Source organism: Streptomyces sp. NBC_00846 (assembly GCF_045207325.1).
Classification (GTDB): domain Bacteria; phylum Actinomycetota; class Actinomycetes; order Streptomycetales; family Streptomycetaceae; genus Streptomyces.
On sequence record NZ_CP108847.1, the window covers coordinates 455,993 to 475,215 of the forward strand.

Genomic DNA, 19,223 nt, shown 5'->3' on the forward strand with positions numbered 1-19,223 from the left:
AGCTGCGGCAATCCCCCTAGAAGACTGCTGAAAATCTTTTGCGTTCTGGCCCCGGACCGGCAGGTCCGGGGCCAGTCTTGTGAGCATGCAGGGGGAATGGGCCGGGGAGATGGTCGGGCCGGATGTGTGGGAGACCTGCCGGGAGTTGATCCCGGCAGGGAGTGTGTTCGCTTTCCTGGCCGAGCATCGTGAGGTGCTGTTCCCGCCAGAGTTCTTCGCGGACATGTATCCGTCGGCCAACGGACGGCCGTCGTTGCCGCCGCAGGTGCTGGCCGCGACGGTGGTACTGCAGAGCCTGCAGGGGCTGTCGGACTTCGAGACAGTCCAGGAACTGCGGTGTGACCTGCGCTGGAAGGCCGCCTGCGGGCTGGGCCTGTACGACACCGCCTTCGATCCCTCGCTGCTGACCTATTTCCGGCGCCGGCTCGCCCGCTCGGCCGACCCGACGCGGATTTTCACCAAGGTCAAAGAGGTGGTGACTGCCACCGGTGTCCTCAGAGGAAAGCAGCGCCGGGCGCTGGACTCCACCGTCCTGGACGATGCGGTGGCCACTCAGGACACCGTCACCCAGATCGTGGCCGCGATCCGCCGGGTGATCCGTGAGGTCCCCGGCGCCGGCGAGGTCGCCGGCCGGTGGTGTACTGCTCACGACTACACCGACCCCGGCAAACCCAGGATCGCCTGGAATGACGAAGCCGCCCGCGAGGCGCTGGTCGACGCCCTGGTGACCGACGCGCTCAACATGCTCGGCCGTCTTCCCGAGCGTGAGCTGGGCGAGCGGGCCGCGAACGCGGTGGGCCTTCTCGCCCTCGTCGCAGGCCAGGACGTGGAGCCGGCCGAGGACTCCGACGGCCGCGACGGACGCTGGCGCATCGCCATGCGCACCGTGCCCGACCGGACGGTGTCCACCGTCGACCCCGATGCCCGGCACATCCACAAGAACCGAACCCGCCACCAGGAGGGCTTCAAAGGGCACGTGTCCTTCGAGCCAGAGGCCGGACTGTTCACTGCCGTCGCGTTAACCAGCGGCTACGGGCCGGACAACCACGAGGCCGCCGTCGCGCTGGACCTGCTGGCCGACGAAGACCACAGCGAGGGCGAGACGCTGACCGTGCTCGGCGATTCCGCCTACGGCACCGGCGACCTGCGTGAACAACTGACCGCCCAGGGCCACGTCCTGGTGGTCAAGCCGCCGCCGTTGCGGCAGGCCGTCCCCGGAGGCTTCACCATCGACGACTTCCACGTCGACACCGACGCCGCCACCGTGACCTGCCCGGCCGGACAGACCGCGAACCTGGGCCGCACCAAGGCCGACGGGGGCCGCACCGCCCAGTTCAAACGGCTGTGCACCGGCTGCCCGCTGCGGGAACGCTGCACAACCTCCAAGACCGGACGGGTTATCAACGTCCACCCTCAGCACGAACTGCTGACCGCAGCCCGCGTCCAGGCCGCCACCGACACCGCCTGGCAGGACGAATACCGCCGATGGCGGCCCCCGGTCGAACGCGCCATCGCCTGGCTCGTCGCCCACGGCAACCGCAGAGTCCGCTACCGAGGCGTCATCGCCAACAACATCGCACTCCACCACCGCGCCGCCGCCCTCAACCTCCGCCGACTGATCAACCTCGGACTCACCCGCACCAACACCACCTGGCACCTCGCCCCGGCCACCCCATGACGAAGAAGGGGCCGCCCGGCCTACGGCCAAACAGCCCCTCAACAAGATTTTCAGCAGTCTTCTAGATCTGCCTCGTGCCACAGCATCTACCCCAGAGAACGCCTGGTCCCCGGGCAGCAGCACCCGGATGGGCACCGGCACCGGCTCGGGGGTGGAGGACGTCGTCATGCCTCCCACCGTACGGACGGACGCCGACACCCGGCCCGACCTGCGCAGGCTCCGAAATCTGTCCACAGGTGATCCGTGGGGAGTGTTCAATGAACGGCGGATCCGATGATCAAGGAGACGCCAGATGAGCGACACCACCATCGAGCAGATACCGGGCAGCGAGCCGGCGGCGGTGGCCGTGCCGGCGAGTGACGAGCAGCTGGTTGCGATGCTCGTGGACCGGGCCCGCAGCGAGGGTCTGCAGCTGACCGGGGAGGGCGGGCTGCTCCAGCAGCTGACCAAGCGGGTCCTGGAGTCCGCCCTGGAGGGCGAGATCACCGATCACCTCGGCTACGAGAAGCACGACGCCGAGGGCCGGGGCAGCGGCAACTCCCGCAACGGGACCCGGGCGAAGACGGTGCTGACCGATGTCGGCCCGGTCGAGGTCAAGGTCCCCCGGGACGTGGCGGGCACGTTCGAGCCGGCCATCGTCAAGAAGCGGCAGCGGCGCCTGACGGGCGTGGACGAGATGGTGCTGTCCCTGTCGGCGAAGGGCCTGACGCACGGTGAGATCTCCGCGCACCTGGCCGAGGTCTACGGCGCGAGCGTGTCCAAGGCCACGATCTCCACGATCACGGACAAGGTCATGGACGGCATGGCCGAATGGTCCAACCGGCCGCTGGACCGCGTCTATCCGGTGCTGTTCGTCGACGCCATCAACGTCAAGATCCGGGACGGGCAGGTGGCCAACCGGCCGATCTACGTCGTCATGGCGGTCACCGCCGAGGGCCACCGCGACATCCTCGGAATCTGGGCCGGCGACGGCGGCGAGGGCGCGAAGTATTGGCTGAGCGTGTTCACGGACCTCAAGAACAGGGGCGTGGACGACGTCCTGATGCTGGTCTGCGACGGGTTGAAGGGCCTGCCCGAGGCGGTTGAGACGGTCTGGCCTCGCACGATTGTCCAGACCTGCGTCGTTCACCTGCTGAGGAACAGCTTCCGGCACGCGGCCCGCCAGGACTGGGACAAGATCGCCAAGGCGCTCAAGCCCGTCTACACGGCCCCGAACGAGGCCGCCGCGGCCGAGCGGTTCAGCGAGTTCCAGGACGCGTGGGGGAAGAAGTATCCGGCGGTCATCCGGCTCTGGGAGAACGCCTGGGCCGAGTTCGTCCCCTTCCTCTCCTTCGACGTCGAGATCCGCAAGGTGATCTGCTCGACGAACGCGATCGAGTCCGTCAACGCCCGCATCCGCAAGGCCGTCCGCGCCCGCGGACACTTCCCCAACGAGGCCGCGGCCCTCAAGTGCGTCTACATGGCACTGATGAGCCTGGACCCGACCGGCAAGGGCCGCAAGCGGTGGACCATCCGCTGGAAGGCACCCCTGAACGCCTTCCAGATCGCCTTCGAAGGCCGGCTCACCCCGGCCGCCAACTGACCCCTACAAAAACTGGATCAGCCGTCTACTGGACACACCCGATCCGGGACGTAGTCACCCAACGTGACTACTCCCTTGGCGCACTGGGCAAGAACCAATACTGCCCACCGCCAGTAGCAACGGTCGACTCATGGCACCCCCGACTTTGCTCCCGATACGCTGAGTCGCCAGAGCATATCTGTCTTTCGTTCGCCGATGCCTGGCTGATCGTCAGGTTCAGGTCGACTCCCAGCGGGTCGCGGAGAGTAGCGGCCAGGATTCCTGTGGACAGGCGGTCGCGGAGATCGATGTCGTCAGGGTGCCGGCGAGGAGGCGGTCAGCGCCGTGGAGAATGCCCGGCATGGATGTTGCCTTCACGCTCCTTCAGCAGGCAGCCGATCTGCTCCCCGGGGGCGCCCGTCCCGAAAACGGCGTGACACTCGAAGACGTGCGCGACTACCAGCGGCACCAGGAGTGGGAGCTCGTGCAGACGCCATCAAAGACCTGCCCGATGACACACCGATCCACATCGGTGTCGCCGAAGACCCCGGCGACTTCGACGGATACCGCGAATCCGTCCTCGTCGACGCCCACCACGTAGAGAACTGGTGGCCGGCCACCTCCACCTCACCCGAGCGCACGGAGACCGAGAACGCGCTGACTCTGTTCGCCGACTGGAAGCCCGACGAGTATGACGTCCTCGACTGAACCCATCGTGTAGGAGCAGCTTGTGGGAGGCATCTACGTGGACAGCTGGCCTGCCCGGAAGAGCTCCATCATTCGGTTGTAGCGAACGCTGTGCCCGCCCGCGATCGTGCACTGGACACCGGGTTCGGCCCGGCAGGTCGGGCACGGAATGCGGTACATGTCCCACGTACGGCATCAACCACGAGTACACATACGACGTCTCGGGGCCGGACCACCTGAAGAGCTACACCGCCACGATCGAGCTGCGGGACGCGCGGGACCAGGTCCACCGGTGGACCGAGCGTCTGCCCGGAACCCCCGGCAAGCCGGAGGCGAAGAAGGCGACCGTCGAGGCCGTCCTCGACATCCTCGCCACCCCCGTCAACGGTGTCATCGACGATCCCCCCGCCCGGGAACGGGACCTGCTCGCCTTCCTCCTGCTCGCCTTCCTCCTGCGCGCCCAGCTCGATGGCCTCGGCCGGACGACGGAACGGCAGCGCACCCGCATACTCGCCCGCGGCGACCTCGGCACCGACCTCCTCACCACCGGCGACACCAACGCGTTTCTCGCCTGGGCAGAACGCGTCCGCCCCTGCTCGGGCCGGACAGCACGGCCGTACCGGACGCACTGCGCGAGCTGTACCGAAAGGTCCTCGACGACGCGCGCATCGGACCCGGCTCCCTCCTGCGCCGCATGGCCGCTGCCCCCGGACCCGACGCCGTGAGCGTGGTCCGGCGAAACGCGGCGGACGCCGTACGGCGAGCGCTGAGCAGCGGGCCGCAGGCGGCCGCCTCGGTCCGCGACATCGTGCAGGAGTGGTGGCGCGACCAGGCCCCGGCCACCGGCGTCACGGTCCGCGACAACATGCGTCAAGAGGTCTTCCGTCCGCTCCCTGTCCACCTCGGCGCGCTGGACGAGACCCTGACGTGGTGCGGCGAAGCCGCCGAGGCGGCCGGCACCCGCATCGACGTCGAACTGACGGTTCAGGACGGCACACTGCACGTCTGGCTCGGCCTCGACAAAGTGGACCTCCGGGCGGCCTGCGACGTCTCCGCCCGCCTGCTGTCCCACACCCTTCCGTACACCGACTGCCTGGTCGGTGACGACCATGTACTGCTGCGCCTGCACGGCGAGTTCGAGACAGCGCCTCTCCACCCCTTGGCCACAGCAAGCATGGACGCCTACGTCTCCGGGCCGCCACACCAGCGGCGGCCGGCTGGGGGAAGTCGCTGACGGGCCCATGGAAGCACAGGACGAGCAGCCGTACTCGTGAGCCCGCTCCGCGAGCCGGGCCACCGTCTACAGCGCGTGAACCGATCTTTGCGGCGCCGGCCGCACACCGGATGGCGGCGGGGCGTGTCGTACCCGGTCAGGCAGACCGCGAGTGCGCCATGCTGGCAGGCAACTGCCCGTGGCTCAGGCGTTAGAGACCAGTGTGGTGCGGTGGCTCCCGCGTCCCCGCACCACACTGCACCGGTCGGCGGCCTCGATGCCTGCATGCGCCGTAGCCGGGCTTAATCGGGTAGTCGAGCACCTGGCTGCGCTGGGGCTCGGGGTAGTCGATCAGCAGCCGCGAGGTCGCCCCGCCGCCGCTGATCGCATCTCCGTGCCCGCTGGATGGTGATGTCTCGTTCGGGCGGTACAGCGGTGTCAGTACTGGGGTGCCGACGCGGCTGGCCCGAGGTCGGGCGCGGACCGCAGTTCCACGGCCAGTGGCACGGCGGCCCCGGCGAGGTCCAGCACCAGAACTTCGTTGTCGCCCGCCTGCCACAGGGGCGCCGGGGCGTAAAGGGTGCGCTGGGGGCCCTTCTCCGTCCGCAGGCGGCCGAGGAGGAAGCCGTTGAGCCAGACCAGGGTGCGGTCGCTGCCCGGGACGGCAAGGAAGGCGTCCGCCTGTTCGGGCAACTCGACGATGGCCCGGTGGAAGGCGGGGCCATCGCCGGTCCCGGCGGCCGGGGCGGCGGGCAGGGCGGCCAGGTCGTCGAGGGGGAGCACGCGGATGTCCCAGCCGAACAGGTGCTGGTAGTCCAGGCGCACGCCTGCGACCAGGCCCTTGCGGTCGGCCAGGTGGGGGCCGTAGTTGACCCGGCCGAAGGGCTCGACGAGGATCTCCAGTTCCGCGCCGCCCTCGGGGACGGACAGCTCGATGGTCGGCGACAGGTCGTCGCGTTCGAGCACGCCGACCAGTCGCCCGTCGAGGAAGACCTGCGCCAGGTCCCGGATGCCGTCGACGGTCAGCGTGGCCGGACCGCCGGGCCCGGTGATGCGGTGCCGGTAGTGGACGAGCCCGCGATGGTGGCCGAGCTTCTCCATCGGTTCGGGCGCGGGGCGGTGCGTCGCGACGGAGAGCAGGTCCAGGCTGTCACTCAGGGCCGCCACCCGGGTGGCGGGGACGGTCTGCGGGTCGACCCGCGCCGGCTGGACGGGCAGTTCCCTGGCCGGCAGCGGCACGTAGCGGCCGATGACCTCGCGGAAGGCGTGGAACTTCTCGGTCAGTTCACCGGCCTCGCCGATCGGCGCGTCATAGTCGTAGCTGGTAACCGTGGGCATGTAGCCGGGGTCGGCGAGGGTCTTGCCGGTGTGGTTGGCGCCGGCCCACCAACCGAAGTTGGTTCCGCCGTGGCCCATGTAGATGTTGACCGATCCCCCAGCGGCGAGGATCCCGTCGAGCGCCTCGGCGGCGTCCGCACTGTCCCGTATGTGGTGGGGGTCGCCGAAGTGGTCGAACCAGCCGTTCCAGAACTCCATGCACACCAGCGGTGCGTCGGGCTGGAACTTGGCGAGGGCGTCGAAGGCCTCGGCCGGGCGCGAGCCGAAGTTGGCGGTGGCCAGCACGCCCGGGAGGGTGCCGCCGGCGAGCATGCGCGCTTCCGGGCCGTCGGAGGTGAACAACAGGCAGTCGATGCCCCGCGCGAGCAGGCCGTCCTTGAGGTGCTCCAGATAGGCCTTGTCGTTGCCGTAGCTGCCGTACTCGTTCTCGACCTGGACGGCGACGATCGGGCCGCCGCGCGAGGTCTGGAGTTCGGCGAGGACCGGGATCAGCTGGTCGAACCACTGGTCGACCGCGGCCAGGTAGGCGGGGTCGGCGGTGCGCAGGCGCATCGACTCGTTGGCGAGCAGCCAGGCCGGGAGTCCGCCCAGGTCCCATTCGGCGCAGATGTAGGGGCCGGGGCGGGCGATGACGTCGAGGCCGAGCGCGTCGGCCTCGCGGATGAAGGCGGCGACATCGTGCCAGCCGTCGAAGCGGGCCGGGCCGGGGGCGGGCTGGTGGAAGTTCCAGGCGATGTAGAGCTCGATGGTGTTGCAGCCCATGGCCTGCAGGCGCTGCAGCCGGTCGTGCCAGAGCCCGGGGTGGATGCGGAAGTAGTGCACGGCGGCGGAGACCACGCGGTGCTCGCGGCCGCCGCGCAGGAAGCGGTGGCCGTCAACGGTCAGGGCGGGGCGCGTGCTCATACGTGGCTGCTCTCGGTCGTCGTTGTTTGTGTGCGGCGCCAGGCAGCCGCCTGGGTCAGCAGGGTTTGCGGTCACTTGACGGCGCCTGCGGTGAGACCACTGCGCCAGAAGCGCTGCAGTGCTACGAAGGCGATGAGTAGCGGGACCAGTGAGACGAAGGCCCCGGTGATCGAGAGCATCGGCGGGACGCCGTTGGCGAACTCCGAGCGCCACTGGACCAGGCCGACGGTGACCGGCAGCTTGGAGGCGTCGTTGATCATGAGCGCGGGCAGCAGGTAGTTGTTCCAGACGCTGACGAACTGGAACAGGAAGATCGTCACCAGGGCTGGGGCCATGACCGGCAGCGCGATGCGGAAAAAGGTCCGCTGCTCACCGGCGCCATCGATGCGCGCCGCCTCCAGCAACTCGTCGGGGACGGACGCCGACGCGTAGATGCGCGAGAGGTAGACGCCGAAGGGGCTGACGAAGCTGGGGAGCAGGACGGCCCAGTAGGTGTCGGTGAGCCGCAGCTCGGCCAGCATCAGGAACAGTGGCAGGGCGAACAGCGGCGCCGGGATCAGCACCGAGGCCAGGATCACGTTGAAGATCGTCTCGCGGCCGCGGAACCGGTACTTGGCCAGGGCGAAGCCGGCCATGACGGACAGCAGCGTGCTGACCGTGGCGCCGACCAGGCTGTACAGCGCGCTGTTGGCCAGCCAGGAGGAGAAGACCCCGTCCTGGAAGGAGAAGACGCGGCCGAGGTTCGCACCGAGGTCGAAGTGGGAGAACCAGAGCGGGCTGCCCTGGTGGAGGTACCCCTCGCCCTTGGTCGCCGAGACGAACAGCCACCACAGCGGGATGAGGGTGTAGAGGGCCATCAGGCCGAGCAGGGCGTTGACGACCAGGCGGCTGGCGAGCGGGCTGCGGGTGGTGGTCATGCGTCGGCCGTCCTTCGCTGAGTGAACTTCAGGAGCCCGAAGGAGAGGACCAGAGTCACAAGGGCCAGCAGGACCGATTCGGCGGCGGCCAGGTGCTGGTCCGCCTGGGAGGCGGTGAGCGTGGTGTTCATGATCGGGCTGAACTTGTTGGAGGCGCCGGGGATGCGAGCGGCGGCGAGTACGGCCGGCTCGGTGTAGAGCTGGGCGGTGCCGATGATGGAGAACACCATGGTGAGGACCAGGGCGGGCCGCACCATCGGGATCTTGACGTACCAGGCCAGGCGCCAGCCGGTGCAGTTGTCGAGGGTCGCGGCCTCGATCACGTCGCCGGGCACGGCCTGCAGCGCCGAGTAGATGATCAGCATGTTGTAACCGGTCCAACCCCAGGTGATCATGTTGCCGATCGACACCGGGATCCAGCCGGCCGACAGGAAGTCGGTGTGGACGCCGATCGCCGACAGCGGCCCGGTGAACGGCGAGAGGTCCTTGACCAGGAGGAACGACCACATCACCGCGGCGATCGCACCGGGCAGCGCGTAGGGCAGGAAGAAGGTCAGCCGGAAGGTCTTCTTGAACCGGGCCGAGCGCGAGTCCAGCAGCAGCGCGAGGGCCAGTGCCAGCCCGAGCATCACCGGCACCTGGAAGACACCGAGCAGTGCCACCCGGCCGAGCGAGGCTATGAAGTCGCCGTCGTGGAGGGCGTCGGAGAAGTTTTCGAATCCCGCGAACCGCGTGGTCTGCGCACCGCCGAACAGGCCCTGACGTTCTACTTTGTAGAAGCTCTGATAGATCGCGTAGCCGATGGGTGCGAGCATCATCGCGGTGAACAGGACGCCGAACGGAACCAGGAACCCGGCGGCGTTCAGCGCGGTCCGGCGGCGGCGGTGGCGGCTCGGCCCTGCCACCACGCGCGGAGGCGCCGGTGCGGGCGGTGATGCTGTCTGGGTGCTCATAGTGTTCGTTCCTCGCGCGCTTGCGGTATGGACGGGGCCCCGCGGTGCCACACCCTCGAGCGGCACCGCGGGAATCCTCGGGCGACCTGACGTCCCCTCGACATCAGCCGCCGGTAACGGAGAGCCCCAGGCTCTTGATCTTCTCGACCGTCTTCCGCTGAACCGTGGCGGTGGCCTGGGGGTAGCCGCCCTTGCCGATCGCGTCCGAGTAGTCCGCCTCGACCTGACCGAACGTCGGCCCGACCACCCAGGTGGTGGGGATGTTTGCCGCGGACTCCTTGAAGACGTCGTAGATCTTCTGTCCGCCGAAGTAGGGGTCGCCCTGGGACAGCAGCGGGTTGTCCAGAGCGGCCTTCGACGCCGGATACAGGCCGCCGACCTTGATGCCGGTGCTGACCGCGTCCGGGTCGCTGGACAGGAACGCGGCGAACCGCGCGGCCTCCTTGGGCGTCTTGCAGCCGGTCAGGACGGAGGTGGCGGAGCCGCCGGAGTTCGCGCTGGTCCGGTCGCCTGCGGTCCAGGTCGGCATCGGGGCCACGGCCCACTTGCCGGCGAGGTCCTTGAGGTCCCCCTTGATGCCCGGGACGGCCCAGGCGGCGTTGACGAAGGTCATGACCTTGCCGGCCTCCGACGCCTTGTCGAAGGTCGGGTCCCAGGCGTTGCCGCTGTTCATCACCAACTTCTTGTCCTTGAGATCCTGCCAGTACTTGGCGACCTGCTGCGTGCCCGGGTTGTCGATGGAGACCTGCCAGGACTCGCCCTTTGTGCCGAACCAGGACTTGCCGGTCTGCCAGGTCAACGCGGCCATGTCGTAGGCGTCCTGGGGCGCGGTGCCGAAGGCGACCTTCGGGTCGGCCGCGTGGACCGTGGCGGCGTCGGCGGCGTACTCCTCCCAGGTCGCGGGGGGCTTGGCGATGCCGAACTTCTTGAACAAGTCGGCGCGGTAGTACAGGGCCATTGGCCCGGTGTCGACGGGGACGCCGTACATCTTGCCGCCGGCCGAGGACGCCGCGACGGTCCAGTCCAGGTACTTGCCGGTGTCGCCGGAGGCGTACGGGGTGATGTCCATCAGCGCTTCCTTGACCAGCATCGACGGGATGTCGTTGTAGGTGACCTGCGCCAGGCACGGGGCCTTGCCCGCCGTGATCGCGTTGGTCATCTGGTCGTAGCCGCCCTTGGCACCGGACGGGATCTGCTTGAACGTCACCTTGATGTCCGGGTGGGCGGCGTTCCACTGGGCGGTGATCTTGTCGTAGCCCGGGGCCCAGCCCCAGAACTCCATCGACACCGGTCCGGCCTTGGTCGCACCGCCGGAGGCCCCGGACGAGTCGGAGCTGCCGGAGCTGGAACATCCGGTCATCAGCAGGGCAAAGGAGAGGGCTGCCGCACCGGCGGCGGATCTGGACGAGAACGTACGCATGACTTCCTCATTGGAAATGTCGCGAAGACAGCTGGAACGGAGAGGAACGCAATCGGAGAAGGCCTCGAATAAGGCCGCTCGGGAATTATGGTGAATTATTTGACACAACACGGCGGGGTGGTCAACACCCTTGCGGACACATTTTCGGGACGCTGCGGAAACACAGATCCAAGGCAGGCTTCATCACCCCACCGCTGACCCTGCAGATTCAGGGAACAATGGAATGTATTTCGGCATGCCGAAGGAAGTCAGTCGAATGCTGACAACGATGAGACCGAGGGAGTGAAACCCGATGAACCCAGGGAGTGAAATTCGATAAGCCGAGGGAGTGAGGCCAGAATCTCGCCCCTTTTCGACCCCTGGCGGCAACGGCCCTCACTACAGCGGTTCGCGTTCTGTCCGATCAAGCTAGACGGGCACGGACGCTCTCCCTGATGACCAGACATGCCGCACCTCGCGCCCACAGTGTCTCGCTGGCTTCATCTACTTTGATCACGCAGTCGCGGGCCGCTGTGGAGACGGCGTGGCGCTCCAACGCCGCGGTCATGGCCGGCCCGAAGTGCTCATAGGCCACCACACCTTCACCCGCGATCACGATCAGTCCCAGGTTGAGCAGGTTGCACAGGCACGCCAGTCCGCGTCCGAGGGCGTCGCCGGCCACGGCGAACGCGTCGAGCGCTGCCCGTCGTTCGACCTCCGGCCCCGACCGCGCGAGTTCCGCCACCGCGTCGTAGTCGGCGTCGGGCCGGCCGCCGGCCTCGCGGAACATGCGCAGCACCGCGTCGGAGGAGGTCAACGCCTCCACACAGCCCCGGTTGCCGCAGGCGCACTCCGGACCATTCGGCTCGATCGGCAGATGCCCGAACTCGACGGCCAGTCCACCGGCGCCGGAGTGGAGAACTCCACGGAGCATCAGCGCACCACCGACGCCGCGCCCGACCGAGACCACGGCGAACGAGTCGACCTCCCTCCCCTCTCCGAACCAACGCTCGGCAATAACGAGGGCGTTGACGTCGTTGTCCACCACCACCGGAAGCCCGGTCGCCGCGCTCAGCGGAGCCGCGACGGCTACGTCGGTCCAGCCCAGCCGAACCGCCGAACGGCACACGCCGCTCACCGCGTCGACATGGCCGCCCACGCCGACCCCGACACCCAGCACCCTCACCTCGGCACTCGCCGCCTCCGCGATGAGCCGAGCCGTCAGGTCCGCGGCCACCGAGAGCACATGAGCCGGCTCCAGGGAATCGAGCACATGCTCCAGGCGGAGCAGCGGACGGGCGCCGAGGTCGGTGAGCACAGCCGCGACGTGTGTGCGCGCGATCTGGATCCCGACGACCAGGTGCTGTTCGGTGTTGACCCGCAGCAGGCGCTGAGGTCGCCCCAGACGGGTGGCGCTCTGCTGCCCGGTCTCGCTCAGATAGCCGCCCTCGATCAGCGGCGACAGCAGCCGGGTCACCGTGGAGGGCGACAGCCCGAGCCGCTGCGCGATCGCCGTTCTCGAGATCGGGCCCGCGGTGAGCACCTGGGCGAAGATCTCGGCTCCTGTCTGATCCGGGACCAAAGCCGTCAAGGCGGTCACGTCATGCCTCCCCATCGCTTCGCTACCTCACTGGTGGCGTGAGTTTGGCGAAGATATTTTCTTGTGTCAAGAAAAGAACTCAAGGGGGCAGGATCCGACCCTCGTGCCCATGGAACGCATCAGGCCCGCGCAAGCGAGACCCGGACCAGGAGGCCCGCGCCTCCACCTCCACATCAAGCGCCCCGCGCGAGCACGGCCCGGGTGATCTGACCAACAGCCACCCCCGCCCAGCAGGGGCGCCCCGGAGGCGTCGACATGGTCCGCCAACGGCTCGACGGCCCTGTCTGCCAACCTGTGCCCGCCAGCACGTCAGCCCGGCGCTCACCATCGATAGCCATGTCCGTCTTCCACTGGCCGACGAGTGCACACTGTGCCCCTCGCGGGTCGCGCGCGAGATCCCGGCCGCCGGCTACGAGGTGGTGGTGTGGGCGAAGCAGTCCGGCGGGGTGGGCGGGCCTGGTAATGGCGCCGGTCGATCAGCTCAGGCGACGGCCTGATGCCCGGCGGCCTTGCCGGTGGCGTCCCGGCGCATGGCGGTCATGCCCAGGTCCGCCAGACGGGGCACGAAGGCGACGTCGAGTTCGTCGACCGGGTGGAGCAGGCCCCGCTCGCAGGTCTCCGCCAGCCACACCGTGCAGCGGGCGGCGGGGTAGGCGGGGTTGACGCCGATCTCACCCTTGGGGAGGAAGCCGTTGAACGGCGTCGCGATCTGGTGGTGGTCCCAGTAGCTCCAGGCCCGAAGCGCCTTGGCCTGTTCGAGGGCGAGGTAGAGGTGCGGATAGCGCTGAAGGATCCTCATCTCGCGGAAGAGGGTCGCCCCAGCGGGGACGGTGCGGTCCGGGTGAGGCGGTCGAAGTCCTGGTCGCGGAAGGTGAAGGTGGTCGCATTCTGGCCGGGGTCGAGGGCCAGGGGGTGAACAGGTGGGAGAGGCGGTCCCTGGTGTACTGCGCCGCTCCGGGGGCGAGACGGGGCTCGATGCCGGCGACACCTCGAAGTACAGGTAGCCCAGGAACGGCAGCTCGCGGACGGCGGCGGCGAGCTGGTCCACGAACGCCTCCGACGCCGTCCGGCGGCCGGTGGCGTTGGCCAGGACCACGTCAAGGAAGGGGGCGGCCGCACGGATCTCGTGCCGCCCACCACACCCTCACCCGCGGCCAGTAGGAGACCCCTGGTGGACACCGAACTCGACGACGCCCACACCGACTACACCAACCACCGCACCCGCCCCGTGGCGGCCGGATGCGCCGAGAGCGAGGACGACTGGCTCCGCCGCCTGCAGCACGACACCCCCGGGCAACCTCAAGGGTCGCGGCAACGCCACAGTGCGGGGCCTGCATCTGTCCGGCAGGGCGATCAACGAGATCGTGAAGAAGCGCGCGGCCGCCGCCGGGGTGACGTACATCAACGGCTTGAAGGTGACGAGCCACTCTCTGCGTGCCGGCCCGAACACTGACATGAAGCGCGCCAAGGTTTCCCTCGCCGACCGGCGCGAGGCGGGCGACTGGGGCGAGAAGTCTCCGTTGCCCGACTCCCGCTACAACCGGCCGGACGACACCGTGGACGACACCGAGACCGATCCCCTTGACGCTGTGCCGCTCTTCGGCAGGTTCCAGGAGGACCCCGCTTCGCCATAAAGGCGCACGTCAGAGCCATTCTTCGGATCGGGTAGCCAGGACGGTATGCCCGGCGGCATACTCGAACCATGGCAGACACCAGCGTCAAGATCGACGACATCACCAGGGACAGGCTCAAGGCCCTGGCCGACGGGGCAGGCATGTCCATGAAGGACTACCTCGCCAAGGTGGCCGCGGAGAAGGAGCACGAGAAGCTCCTCGACACCGCGACGGCCGCGTTCCGCCGCGTCATCAGCGAGCCCGGCGTCCTGGACCGGTTCGACGCCGACTTCGGTGGGCTCCCACCTGCGGCCGCGCACGAGATTCCGCGGGCGGCCTGAACCTGTGGATCTGCTCATCGACTACCGATGGCTTCTGGCCCGCCAGGAAGACATCCTCCGCACCGACCTCACCGTCAATGACCTGTCCGTACTCGTCGGCATGGCGGCCAGGCACCGGGTGAACACCCCGCGCCTGGATCAGGCAGACCCGGATGCCTTCTGGCGGGCCGCCGTGTTCCTGGAGGAATGCGTACTGCTGCGCCCCCTCCCCGCCCGCAACGAGGCCTACGGGTACGGCATCGCCATCGCCTACCTGCAGGCCTCCGGCGAAGCCGTCGACACCACGTACGAGCCGTGGCGCGACCTGATCAACGACATCCGGGCCCTGCGCCTGGACTCGTACGGCATCGCCGATCGTCTGAGGTCCTGGCGCGCTCCCTGACCATCCGCCGAGCGGGGAGTCGCCCCCTCCCTCGTGAGCGGCAGGGTCGGTCCCGCCGCTGGCCGGGGGCGTGTGCACGATCTGCAAAGTCAGGAGTTCCCTTTCTTCAACGGCGTCCACGGGGCAAGATCTCTGAGCATGAGACTTCTCGTGATGGGTGGTACCTGGTTCCTGGGCAAGCACATTGCCGAAGCCGCCCTGGCCAGAGGGTGGGACGTGGCAACCTTCAACCGGGGCCGCTCCGGGAAGGACATGCCTGGGGTCAAGCCTGTTCACGGGGACCGAACCGTCGTCGAAGACGTGCAAAGGCTCGCAGCGCACGGCCCATGGGATGCGGTCATCGACACATCGAGTTCGGATCTGCCGCCCCGCGACGTGCTGCTGGCGACCTCGACGCTGAAGGACTGCGCTGCCCGCTGGATTCTGCATCCGATGGCGATGCACACCATCGGGTGGAGCCCACCCAGTGGAGCCCATCCAGTGGAGCCCACTCAGTGGAGCCCGCCCGATGGCCTCCACTGAGTGGTGTCCACCCGATGGGCTCCACGGAGTGGACGCCACCCTGGTGCCGACCGACCCCTTGACCAGGTGCGGCCCGACGCGCCGACCCCCTTGACCAGGTGCGCCACCCGGCACGTTTCCCCTGACACAGCACGTTCCGGCCGCCGATCAGGCCGTGGTCAAGGGGGTGTGTGATAGGGGGCCGCCGTCGTGAGATGCGCACCCGGCGCGGTGCAGTGGGGGCGTACCCGATGCACGCGATGCGGTGCACCGCGAGGCGATGGTGCGCACCCAACGCACGCGGTGCGCAACATCGCCGCCCCGGTGCGCACTACGCGGCGGAGATGCCTGCCGGGTACGCGCCGGTCGGCGGGCCGTATGCCCGCACCGCCTGTTCGACGCCAGCGGCCTCCAGGCGCTGGAGTACATCGGCGACGTCCTGGTGGTCCTCGGTGAGATCTCCTCGGTGAAGCGGATGATGGCTTGGGCGATGCCCGGGCACGCTGCCGGGCAGACGTCGTCGTCGACGCGCAGGATGTCCAGGAGCATCCGGCCGAGCGCCTCCACCACGAAGGACTCACCGCTCAGGTCCCTGTCCCGGTCGTCCACGGCGGTGACGGGGATGATGATGCGTTCGGCGACGTCTAGGAGCAGCTGGCGGAGCTCCGGTCCGATCTCCTCCACGACCGCGCAGGCGGTTTCGACGTCGCGGGCTTGCACTGCCCGGATGTAGGCGAACGCGCTGATGATGTCGTCCGGATCCATCGGGGCGAGCGGCGTGACGGTGGTGCTCTTGGGCATGACGACTCCTCACGTACGGGCCGCCTTGCTGATCCGCGGCGGCCTCAGAAACGAGTCTCGGAGCACGGGGCTGTGGACAGAGTTCGCGCTCCAGAGCGGGGTGCTGTCCATGACGTCGGTCACGGATAAACCGCTCAGCAGCTACCTGGTCAAGGCGGAAACGGACACCCTTCGGCGGTGGCCGTCAGATCGCGGTCAAGACATCCGATGCAGTTTTCCGTCAAGCGGCCACGGCCATGACGGGGATCTGTGGGGGTGGGAAGGCGGTGGTCTCGTCGTAGGGGACGTTGTTGGTGAGGCAGTGGTGGAGGCAGCCGAGCAGGCGGTTGAACAGGTTGCGTTGGGCGGCGGTGTGCCGTTCTCCGGCTTCGCGTCGGCGGTCGTAGTGGGCTCGTGCGCCGGGTGATGAGAGGGCGGAGAAGGCCCAGAGGTAGCCGGCTGCGGCGAGTCGTTGGTTCTTGACCCGGCGGGCCATGACGGACAGGCTCTTGCCTGACGCCCGGGTGACTGGTGCGGCCCCGGCGAAGGCCTTGAGGCCCTTGGCGTCGGTGAAGCGGGATCGGTCGTCGCCGATCTCGGCGAGCACCCGGGCGCCGGTGAGAGATCCGAGCCCTGGGAAGCTGATGATGATCTCGGCGTCCGGGTGCGTCTCAAAAGACTCCACCGTCGCGGTGGTGAGTTCCTCGACGCTCTCGCAGGTAGCCGCGAGTTGCCGCAGCAGCGCGACGGTTCGCAGGCCCATCGCTTGCTCGACCTGGGGCAGGTGTCTCATCTGCGGGGTGCGGAAGGCTTCGCGGAGGCGGTCCGCTTCGGCGTCGATACCGCGCTTGCGGCCGGCCTTCTTCACCAGGGACCGCAGCTGGCTGCGGGTGAGTCTGGCGGCCTGGGCCGGGGTGGGTGCCGCGGTCAGGACGGTCCGGGCGAGCGGAAGGCATAGTCCTTCGCGGGCGTTTGCGAAGGCGGCGAGGAATCCGGGGAAGTACTCCCGCAGGTGTGAGCGGAGCTTGTTGGCGGCCTGGATCCGGTCCCAGACCGCGTCCTGCTGGGCGCGGGCGAGGATGGCGATGGACTGGACGAGTTCGCTGTCGGCGGGCAGCGGCCGGTGGGCGGCCTTGTCCGTGCGCAGGATGTTCGCCAGGACCATGGCGTCGAGGTGGTCGGACTTCTTGCGGGCGACCGCGTAACGTTCTCGATACCGTGCTGCGGCCATCGGGTTGATGGCGTAGACGGGCCGTCCGGTTGCCCGGAGGCAGGAGACCAGCAGCCCGCGGGAGGTCTCGATGGCCACCGGGATCGGTGTTTCCGCGGTGTCGCCGTGTGTGGTGAGCAGGTCGAGGAGCTGTTGCAGGCCCGTGGCATCGTCGTCGATTCGGGCCCGGCCTAACAGGGTTCCTTCGTGGTCGACCAAGGCGACGTCGTGGTGGTCGCTGGCCCAGTCGATGCCGCAGAACACTTTCATCGTGTGGTTGAGGTCCTCTCGGTCGGGGCGGGTTGCTGCTGGTCGCAGCCGTGCGGGGGCACGCGTCTCCCTAATGGAAGGGCTCGATGGCCCTGCATCCGATTAGCCGTTCGTGACCCCAGCGATCCACAGGGCCCTCGGTCTGTGAGGGAGCTCGTACGGCTCCTGGCTCTTTGAGAGGTGACCCCTGCGAACGGCTCGGACCAAGAACTTCAACGATCCGATCATCGGACTGGATGCGGCGTGGTCGCCGTGGTGGCAGCGGACGGGACCGGAGGCCGGCTCTTGACCAAGGGATCGGATCCCGGGGGTGCCTGACGACTTCCCCGGCACCGACCGCCACCACCACCACGAACACGAGGTGAAGCCGGAGGTCGCACTCTTTTTGTAGACCTCATGGGCCGGGTAACGGGTAGCGATCCACCGGCTTCACCGCCCATTAGGTAGTGCTCGGCGGGCTTCACCTCGCGCTCGGCGAGGTTCTTCTGGATCGGCGCGGTCGCCTTCACATCGGGCACGGTCGCGTCGGTGGTGTACACGTCGGTGATCAGATTCGGCATCACCCCTGCCCCTGCTACGGCGTCGACGCCGGGGAGTGTGGTGCAGGTCTCCGTGAGGTGGATCTTGTAGCCCATCCAGAACAGGTCATCGTCCTTGGCCGCCCACCGTGCGTCACGGTCGTAGGGGGAGGCCAGGCGGAGTTGACCGGGCGGGACACCGTCGTCGGCGTCCCGCTTCCTGATCACCTGCCGTCCCCGCGTGTCGCTGCGGATGATGTAGGTCTGCACGAGGACCTGCCGCAGCAGGTGCACGGCCTCGATCTCCCGGATCCAGCCCGGGGCGTCCTCGGCCCAGGCCGCCCGGCACAAGGCGAGGGCATCCTGCCCGAAGACCTGGGCGAGACGGTCACGTCTGGTCTGCGAGGGCGGCATGCGCCAGCCGTCGACCCGCGGGCCGTACCGCTCGGCGAACTCAGTGACGTCGATCTGCCCGGCCAGCCAGACCGGGGCCGCGACCGCCAGGGACTCCAGGGCCGCCCGCACGCTCTCCCCGGCCAGCTCCAGGCGGTTCAAGTCCCGCACCGCACTGATCACATGGGTGGAATCGGTACGCTGCTTGCCTCCGGCCGCCACCAGACCGGCCTCCTTGCAGTGCTCTAAGAGCCGGTCGAAGACCACCCGCTCCATACCATTGTCCGCGAGCCGGGTCCGGAACCTGGACAGCACACTGGCGTCGAATCCGGTGTCCGTCAGCTCCGCACCGAGCGCGTACTTCCAGTCGATCGCCCGCACCGCCATCGCCGCGGCCTGCCGATCCGTCAGATCCTCGGCGAACTGCAACACCGTCACCAGCGACAACACCCCAGGTGACAGGCCCGGTGCCCCACGCACCCCGAACGCGGCGGAGAACGGCTCATCAGTGAAGACCTCCGCCAGGCGGTCCCGCACCCGTATCGCCAGACTCCCCTTCGGGAACGCCGCCCGAGCCACCATCACGGTCTGCGCCGGGATCTCCGGCAGCCCCACCGGGCGCATCGACATCCGTACCGCCTCCACGGCCGCAAGACAGAGAAGCGACCTCAGGAACGATCATCGCGGACCCGCCCCACCCCCGCAGCGAATTGCGCAGCAGAGTCCATGTCTGGGCCAAAACCGGCAACGAGAACGACACCGCCTCCTCGGTTCGCTGCAACAAGTAGCGGTCAGGACGGTCACGGCCGGACTTACGGCCGAACCGGCCGCCCGCTCGGTTGAGCGGGCGGCCGCCGCCGTGCCGGCCCCATAGAACCGAATCGCTGCGCTGGCGTGGGGGGTTGAGATCAAATACAGGTATGCCTCCCACGCCTGCCCGCCGCCCCCGGTTACGCCGTACCACCC

Annotated in this window: 19 protein-coding genes; 9 read left to right on the plus strand and 10 right to left on the minus strand. The window is 68.5% G+C overall.

The genetic code is table 11. From position 1 onward, the window contains the following. Positions 1-85: 85 nt before the first annotated feature. The 5 genes from OG936_RS39385 (at position 86) to OG936_RS39405 (ending at position 5,160) form a co-directional block, all read left to right on the plus strand. Complete coding sequence (locus OG936_RS39385) at positions 86-1,678, plus strand: IS1182 family transposase (RefSeq protein ID WP_331755405.1); 1,593 nt, start codon at positions 86-88, stop codon at positions 1,676-1,678. A 376-nt stretch (positions 1,679-2,054) separates the two neighbouring features. Further along, on the plus strand, positions 2,055-3,260 hold the full coding sequence (locus tag OG936_RS39390; RefSeq protein WP_327259778.1) for an IS256 family transposase: 1,206 nt from the start codon (positions 2,055-2,057) through the stop codon (positions 3,258-3,260). Between the two features lie 453 nt (positions 3,261-3,713). Continuing rightward, positions 3,714-3,947: a DUF6225 family protein gene (locus OG936_RS39395; RefSeq protein ID WP_331755406.1), complete on the plus strand. Its 234-nt coding sequence runs from the start codon at positions 3,714-3,716 to the stop codon at positions 3,945-3,947. 20 nt (positions 3,948-3,967) lie between these two features. Beyond that, positions 3,968-4,651, plus strand: coding sequence for a hypothetical protein (locus OG936_RS39400; RefSeq protein WP_331755407.1), 684 nt, complete (start codon positions 3,968-3,970; stop codon positions 4,649-4,651). Between the two features lie 2 nt (positions 4,652-4,653). Beyond that, on the plus strand, positions 4,654-5,160 hold the full coding sequence (locus OG936_RS39405; protein WP_406500879.1) for a hypothetical protein: 507 nt from the start codon (positions 4,654-4,656) through the stop codon (positions 5,158-5,160). Positions 5,161-5,350: 190 nt separating this feature from the next. Here OG936_RS39405 and OG936_RS39410 read toward each other — a convergent pair whose 3' ends face one another. The 7 genes from OG936_RS39410 to OG936_RS39440 all read right to left on the minus strand — a co-directional run bounded on the left by OG936_RS39410 (position 5,351) and on the right by OG936_RS39440 (position 13,048). Continuing rightward, a complete protein-coding gene (locus OG936_RS39410) occupies positions 5,351-5,581 on the minus strand; it encodes a hypothetical protein (RefSeq protein ID WP_406500895.1) in 231 nt (76 codons plus the stop codon). Further along, entirely contained in the window at positions 5,578-7,380 is a 1,803-nt protein-coding gene (locus tag OG936_RS39415) for a beta-galactosidase family protein (protein ID WP_331755409.1), read from the minus strand. Before OG936_RS39415 ends, OG936_RS39410 begins: the two co-directional genes overlap by 4 nt. A gap of 71 nt (positions 7,381-7,451) precedes the next feature. Further along, entirely contained in the window at positions 7,452-8,297 is an 846-nt protein-coding gene (locus OG936_RS39420; protein WP_331755410.1) for a carbohydrate ABC transporter permease, read from the minus strand. Further along, a complete protein-coding gene (locus OG936_RS39425) occupies positions 8,294-9,250 on the minus strand; it encodes a sugar ABC transporter permease (protein ID WP_331755411.1) in 957 nt (318 codons plus the stop codon). Before OG936_RS39425 ends, OG936_RS39420 begins: the two co-directional genes overlap by 4 nt. A 103-nt stretch (positions 9,251-9,353) precedes the next feature. Then, positions 9,354-10,670: an extracellular solute-binding protein gene (locus OG936_RS39430; RefSeq protein WP_331755412.1), complete on the minus strand. Its 1,317-nt coding sequence runs from the start codon at positions 10,668-10,670 to the stop codon at positions 9,354-9,356. 403 nt (positions 10,671-11,073) lie between these two features. Continuing rightward, a complete protein-coding gene (locus OG936_RS39435; RefSeq protein ID WP_331755413.1) occupies positions 11,074-12,249 on the minus strand; it encodes an ROK family protein in 1,176 nt (391 codons plus the stop codon). Between the two features lie 481 nt (positions 12,250-12,730). After that, a complete protein-coding gene (locus OG936_RS39440; RefSeq protein ID WP_331755414.1) occupies positions 12,731-13,048 on the minus strand; it encodes a hypothetical protein in 318 nt (105 codons plus the stop codon). A gap of 565 nt (positions 13,049-13,613) precedes the next feature. On the opposite strand from OG936_RS39440, the gene OG936_RS39445 reads away from it, so the two are divergent. The 4 genes from OG936_RS39445 (at position 13,614) to OG936_RS39460 (ending at position 15,107) form a co-directional block, all read left to right on the plus strand. After that, positions 13,614-13,883 (plus strand): hypothetical protein, encoded by a 270-nt coding sequence (locus OG936_RS39445; protein ID WP_406500880.1) that lies wholly within the window; start codon positions 13,614-13,616, stop codon positions 13,881-13,883. Positions 13,884-13,951: 68 nt separating this feature from the next. Continuing rightward, positions 13,952-14,203, plus strand: coding sequence for an antitoxin MazE7 (locus OG936_RS39450; protein ID WP_331755416.1), 252 nt, complete (start codon positions 13,952-13,954; stop codon positions 14,201-14,203). A gap of 4 nt (positions 14,204-14,207) precedes the next feature. After that, positions 14,208-14,585, plus strand: coding sequence for a toxin Doc (locus OG936_RS39455; RefSeq protein ID WP_331755417.1), 378 nt, complete (start codon positions 14,208-14,210; stop codon positions 14,583-14,585). A 138-nt stretch (positions 14,586-14,723) separates the two neighbouring features. Further along, positions 14,724-15,107 carry an NAD-dependent epimerase/dehydratase family protein gene (locus tag OG936_RS39460; protein WP_406500881.1) on the plus strand — a complete coding sequence of 128 codons (384 nt, stop codon included), beginning with the start codon at positions 14,724-14,726 and terminating at the stop codon, positions 15,105-15,107. 147 nt (positions 15,108-15,254) lie between these two features. On the opposite strand, the gene OG936_RS39465 is transcribed toward OG936_RS39460, so the two are convergent. From OG936_RS39465 to OG936_RS39475, 3 genes are all read right to left on the minus strand, one after another. Further along, positions 15,255-15,887 carry a hypothetical protein gene (locus OG936_RS39465; RefSeq protein WP_331755418.1) on the minus strand — a complete coding sequence of 211 codons (633 nt, stop codon included), beginning with the start codon at positions 15,885-15,887 and terminating at the stop codon, positions 15,255-15,257. A gap of 220 nt (positions 15,888-16,107) precedes the next feature. After that, positions 16,108-17,346 carry an IS110 family transposase gene (locus OG936_RS39470; protein ID WP_331755202.1) on the minus strand — a complete coding sequence of 413 codons (1,239 nt, stop codon included), beginning with the start codon at positions 17,344-17,346 and terminating at the stop codon, positions 16,108-16,110. Between the two features lie 224 nt (positions 17,347-17,570). Continuing rightward, positions 17,571-18,887: a transposase gene (locus tag OG936_RS39475; RefSeq protein WP_331755201.1), complete on the minus strand. Its 1,317-nt coding sequence runs from the start codon at positions 18,885-18,887 to the stop codon at positions 17,571-17,573. Between the last annotated feature and the right edge of the window lie 336 nt (positions 18,888-19,223).

What these genes read in the sequence shown, in the direction of transcription:
- OG936_RS39385 (WP_331755405.1), top strand. Translation starts at nt 86, where the DNA reads ATGCAGGGGGAATGGGCCGGGGAGATGGTCGGGCCGGATGTGTGGGAG.
- OG936_RS39390 (WP_327259778.1), top strand. Translation starts at nt 2,055, where the DNA reads ATGCTCGTGGACCGGGCCCGCAGCGAGGGTCTGCAGCTGACCGGGGAG.
- OG936_RS39415 (WP_331755409.1), bottom strand. Translation starts at nt 7,380, where the DNA reads ATGAGCACGCGCCCCGCCCTGACCGTTGACGGCCACCGCTTCCTGCGC.
- OG936_RS39420 (WP_331755410.1), bottom strand. Translation starts at nt 8,297, where the DNA reads ATGACCACCACCCGCAGCCCGCTCGCCAGCCGCCTGGTCGTCAACGCC.
- OG936_RS39425 (WP_331755411.1), bottom strand. Translation starts at nt 9,250, where the DNA reads ATGAGCACCCAGACAGCATCACCGCCCGCACCGGCGCCTCCGCGCGTG.
- OG936_RS39430 (WP_331755412.1), bottom strand. Translation starts at nt 10,670, where the DNA reads ATGCGTACGTTCTCGTCCAGATCCGCCGCCGGTGCGGCAGCCCTCTCC.
- OG936_RS39440 (WP_331755414.1), bottom strand. Translation starts at nt 13,048, where the DNA reads ATGAGGATCCTTCAGCGCTATCCGCACCTCTACCTCGCCCTCGAACAG.
- OG936_RS39450 (WP_331755416.1), top strand. Translation starts at nt 13,952, where the DNA reads ATGGCAGACACCAGCGTCAAGATCGACGACATCACCAGGGACAGGCTC.
- OG936_RS39460 (WP_406500881.1), top strand. Translation starts at nt 14,724, where the DNA reads ATGAGACTTCTCGTGATGGGTGGTACCTGGTTCCTGGGCAAGCACATT.
- OG936_RS39465 (WP_331755418.1), bottom strand. Translation starts at nt 15,887, where the DNA reads ATGCCCAAGAGCACCACCGTCACGCCGCTCGCCCCGATGGATCCGGAC.
- OG936_RS39470 (WP_331755202.1), bottom strand. Translation starts at nt 17,346, where the DNA reads ATGAAAGTGTTCTGCGGCATCGACTGGGCCAGCGACCACCACGACGTC.
- OG936_RS39475 (WP_331755201.1), bottom strand. Translation starts at nt 18,887, where the DNA reads ATGTCGATGCGCCCGGTGGGGCTGCCGGAGATCCCGGCGCAGACCGTG.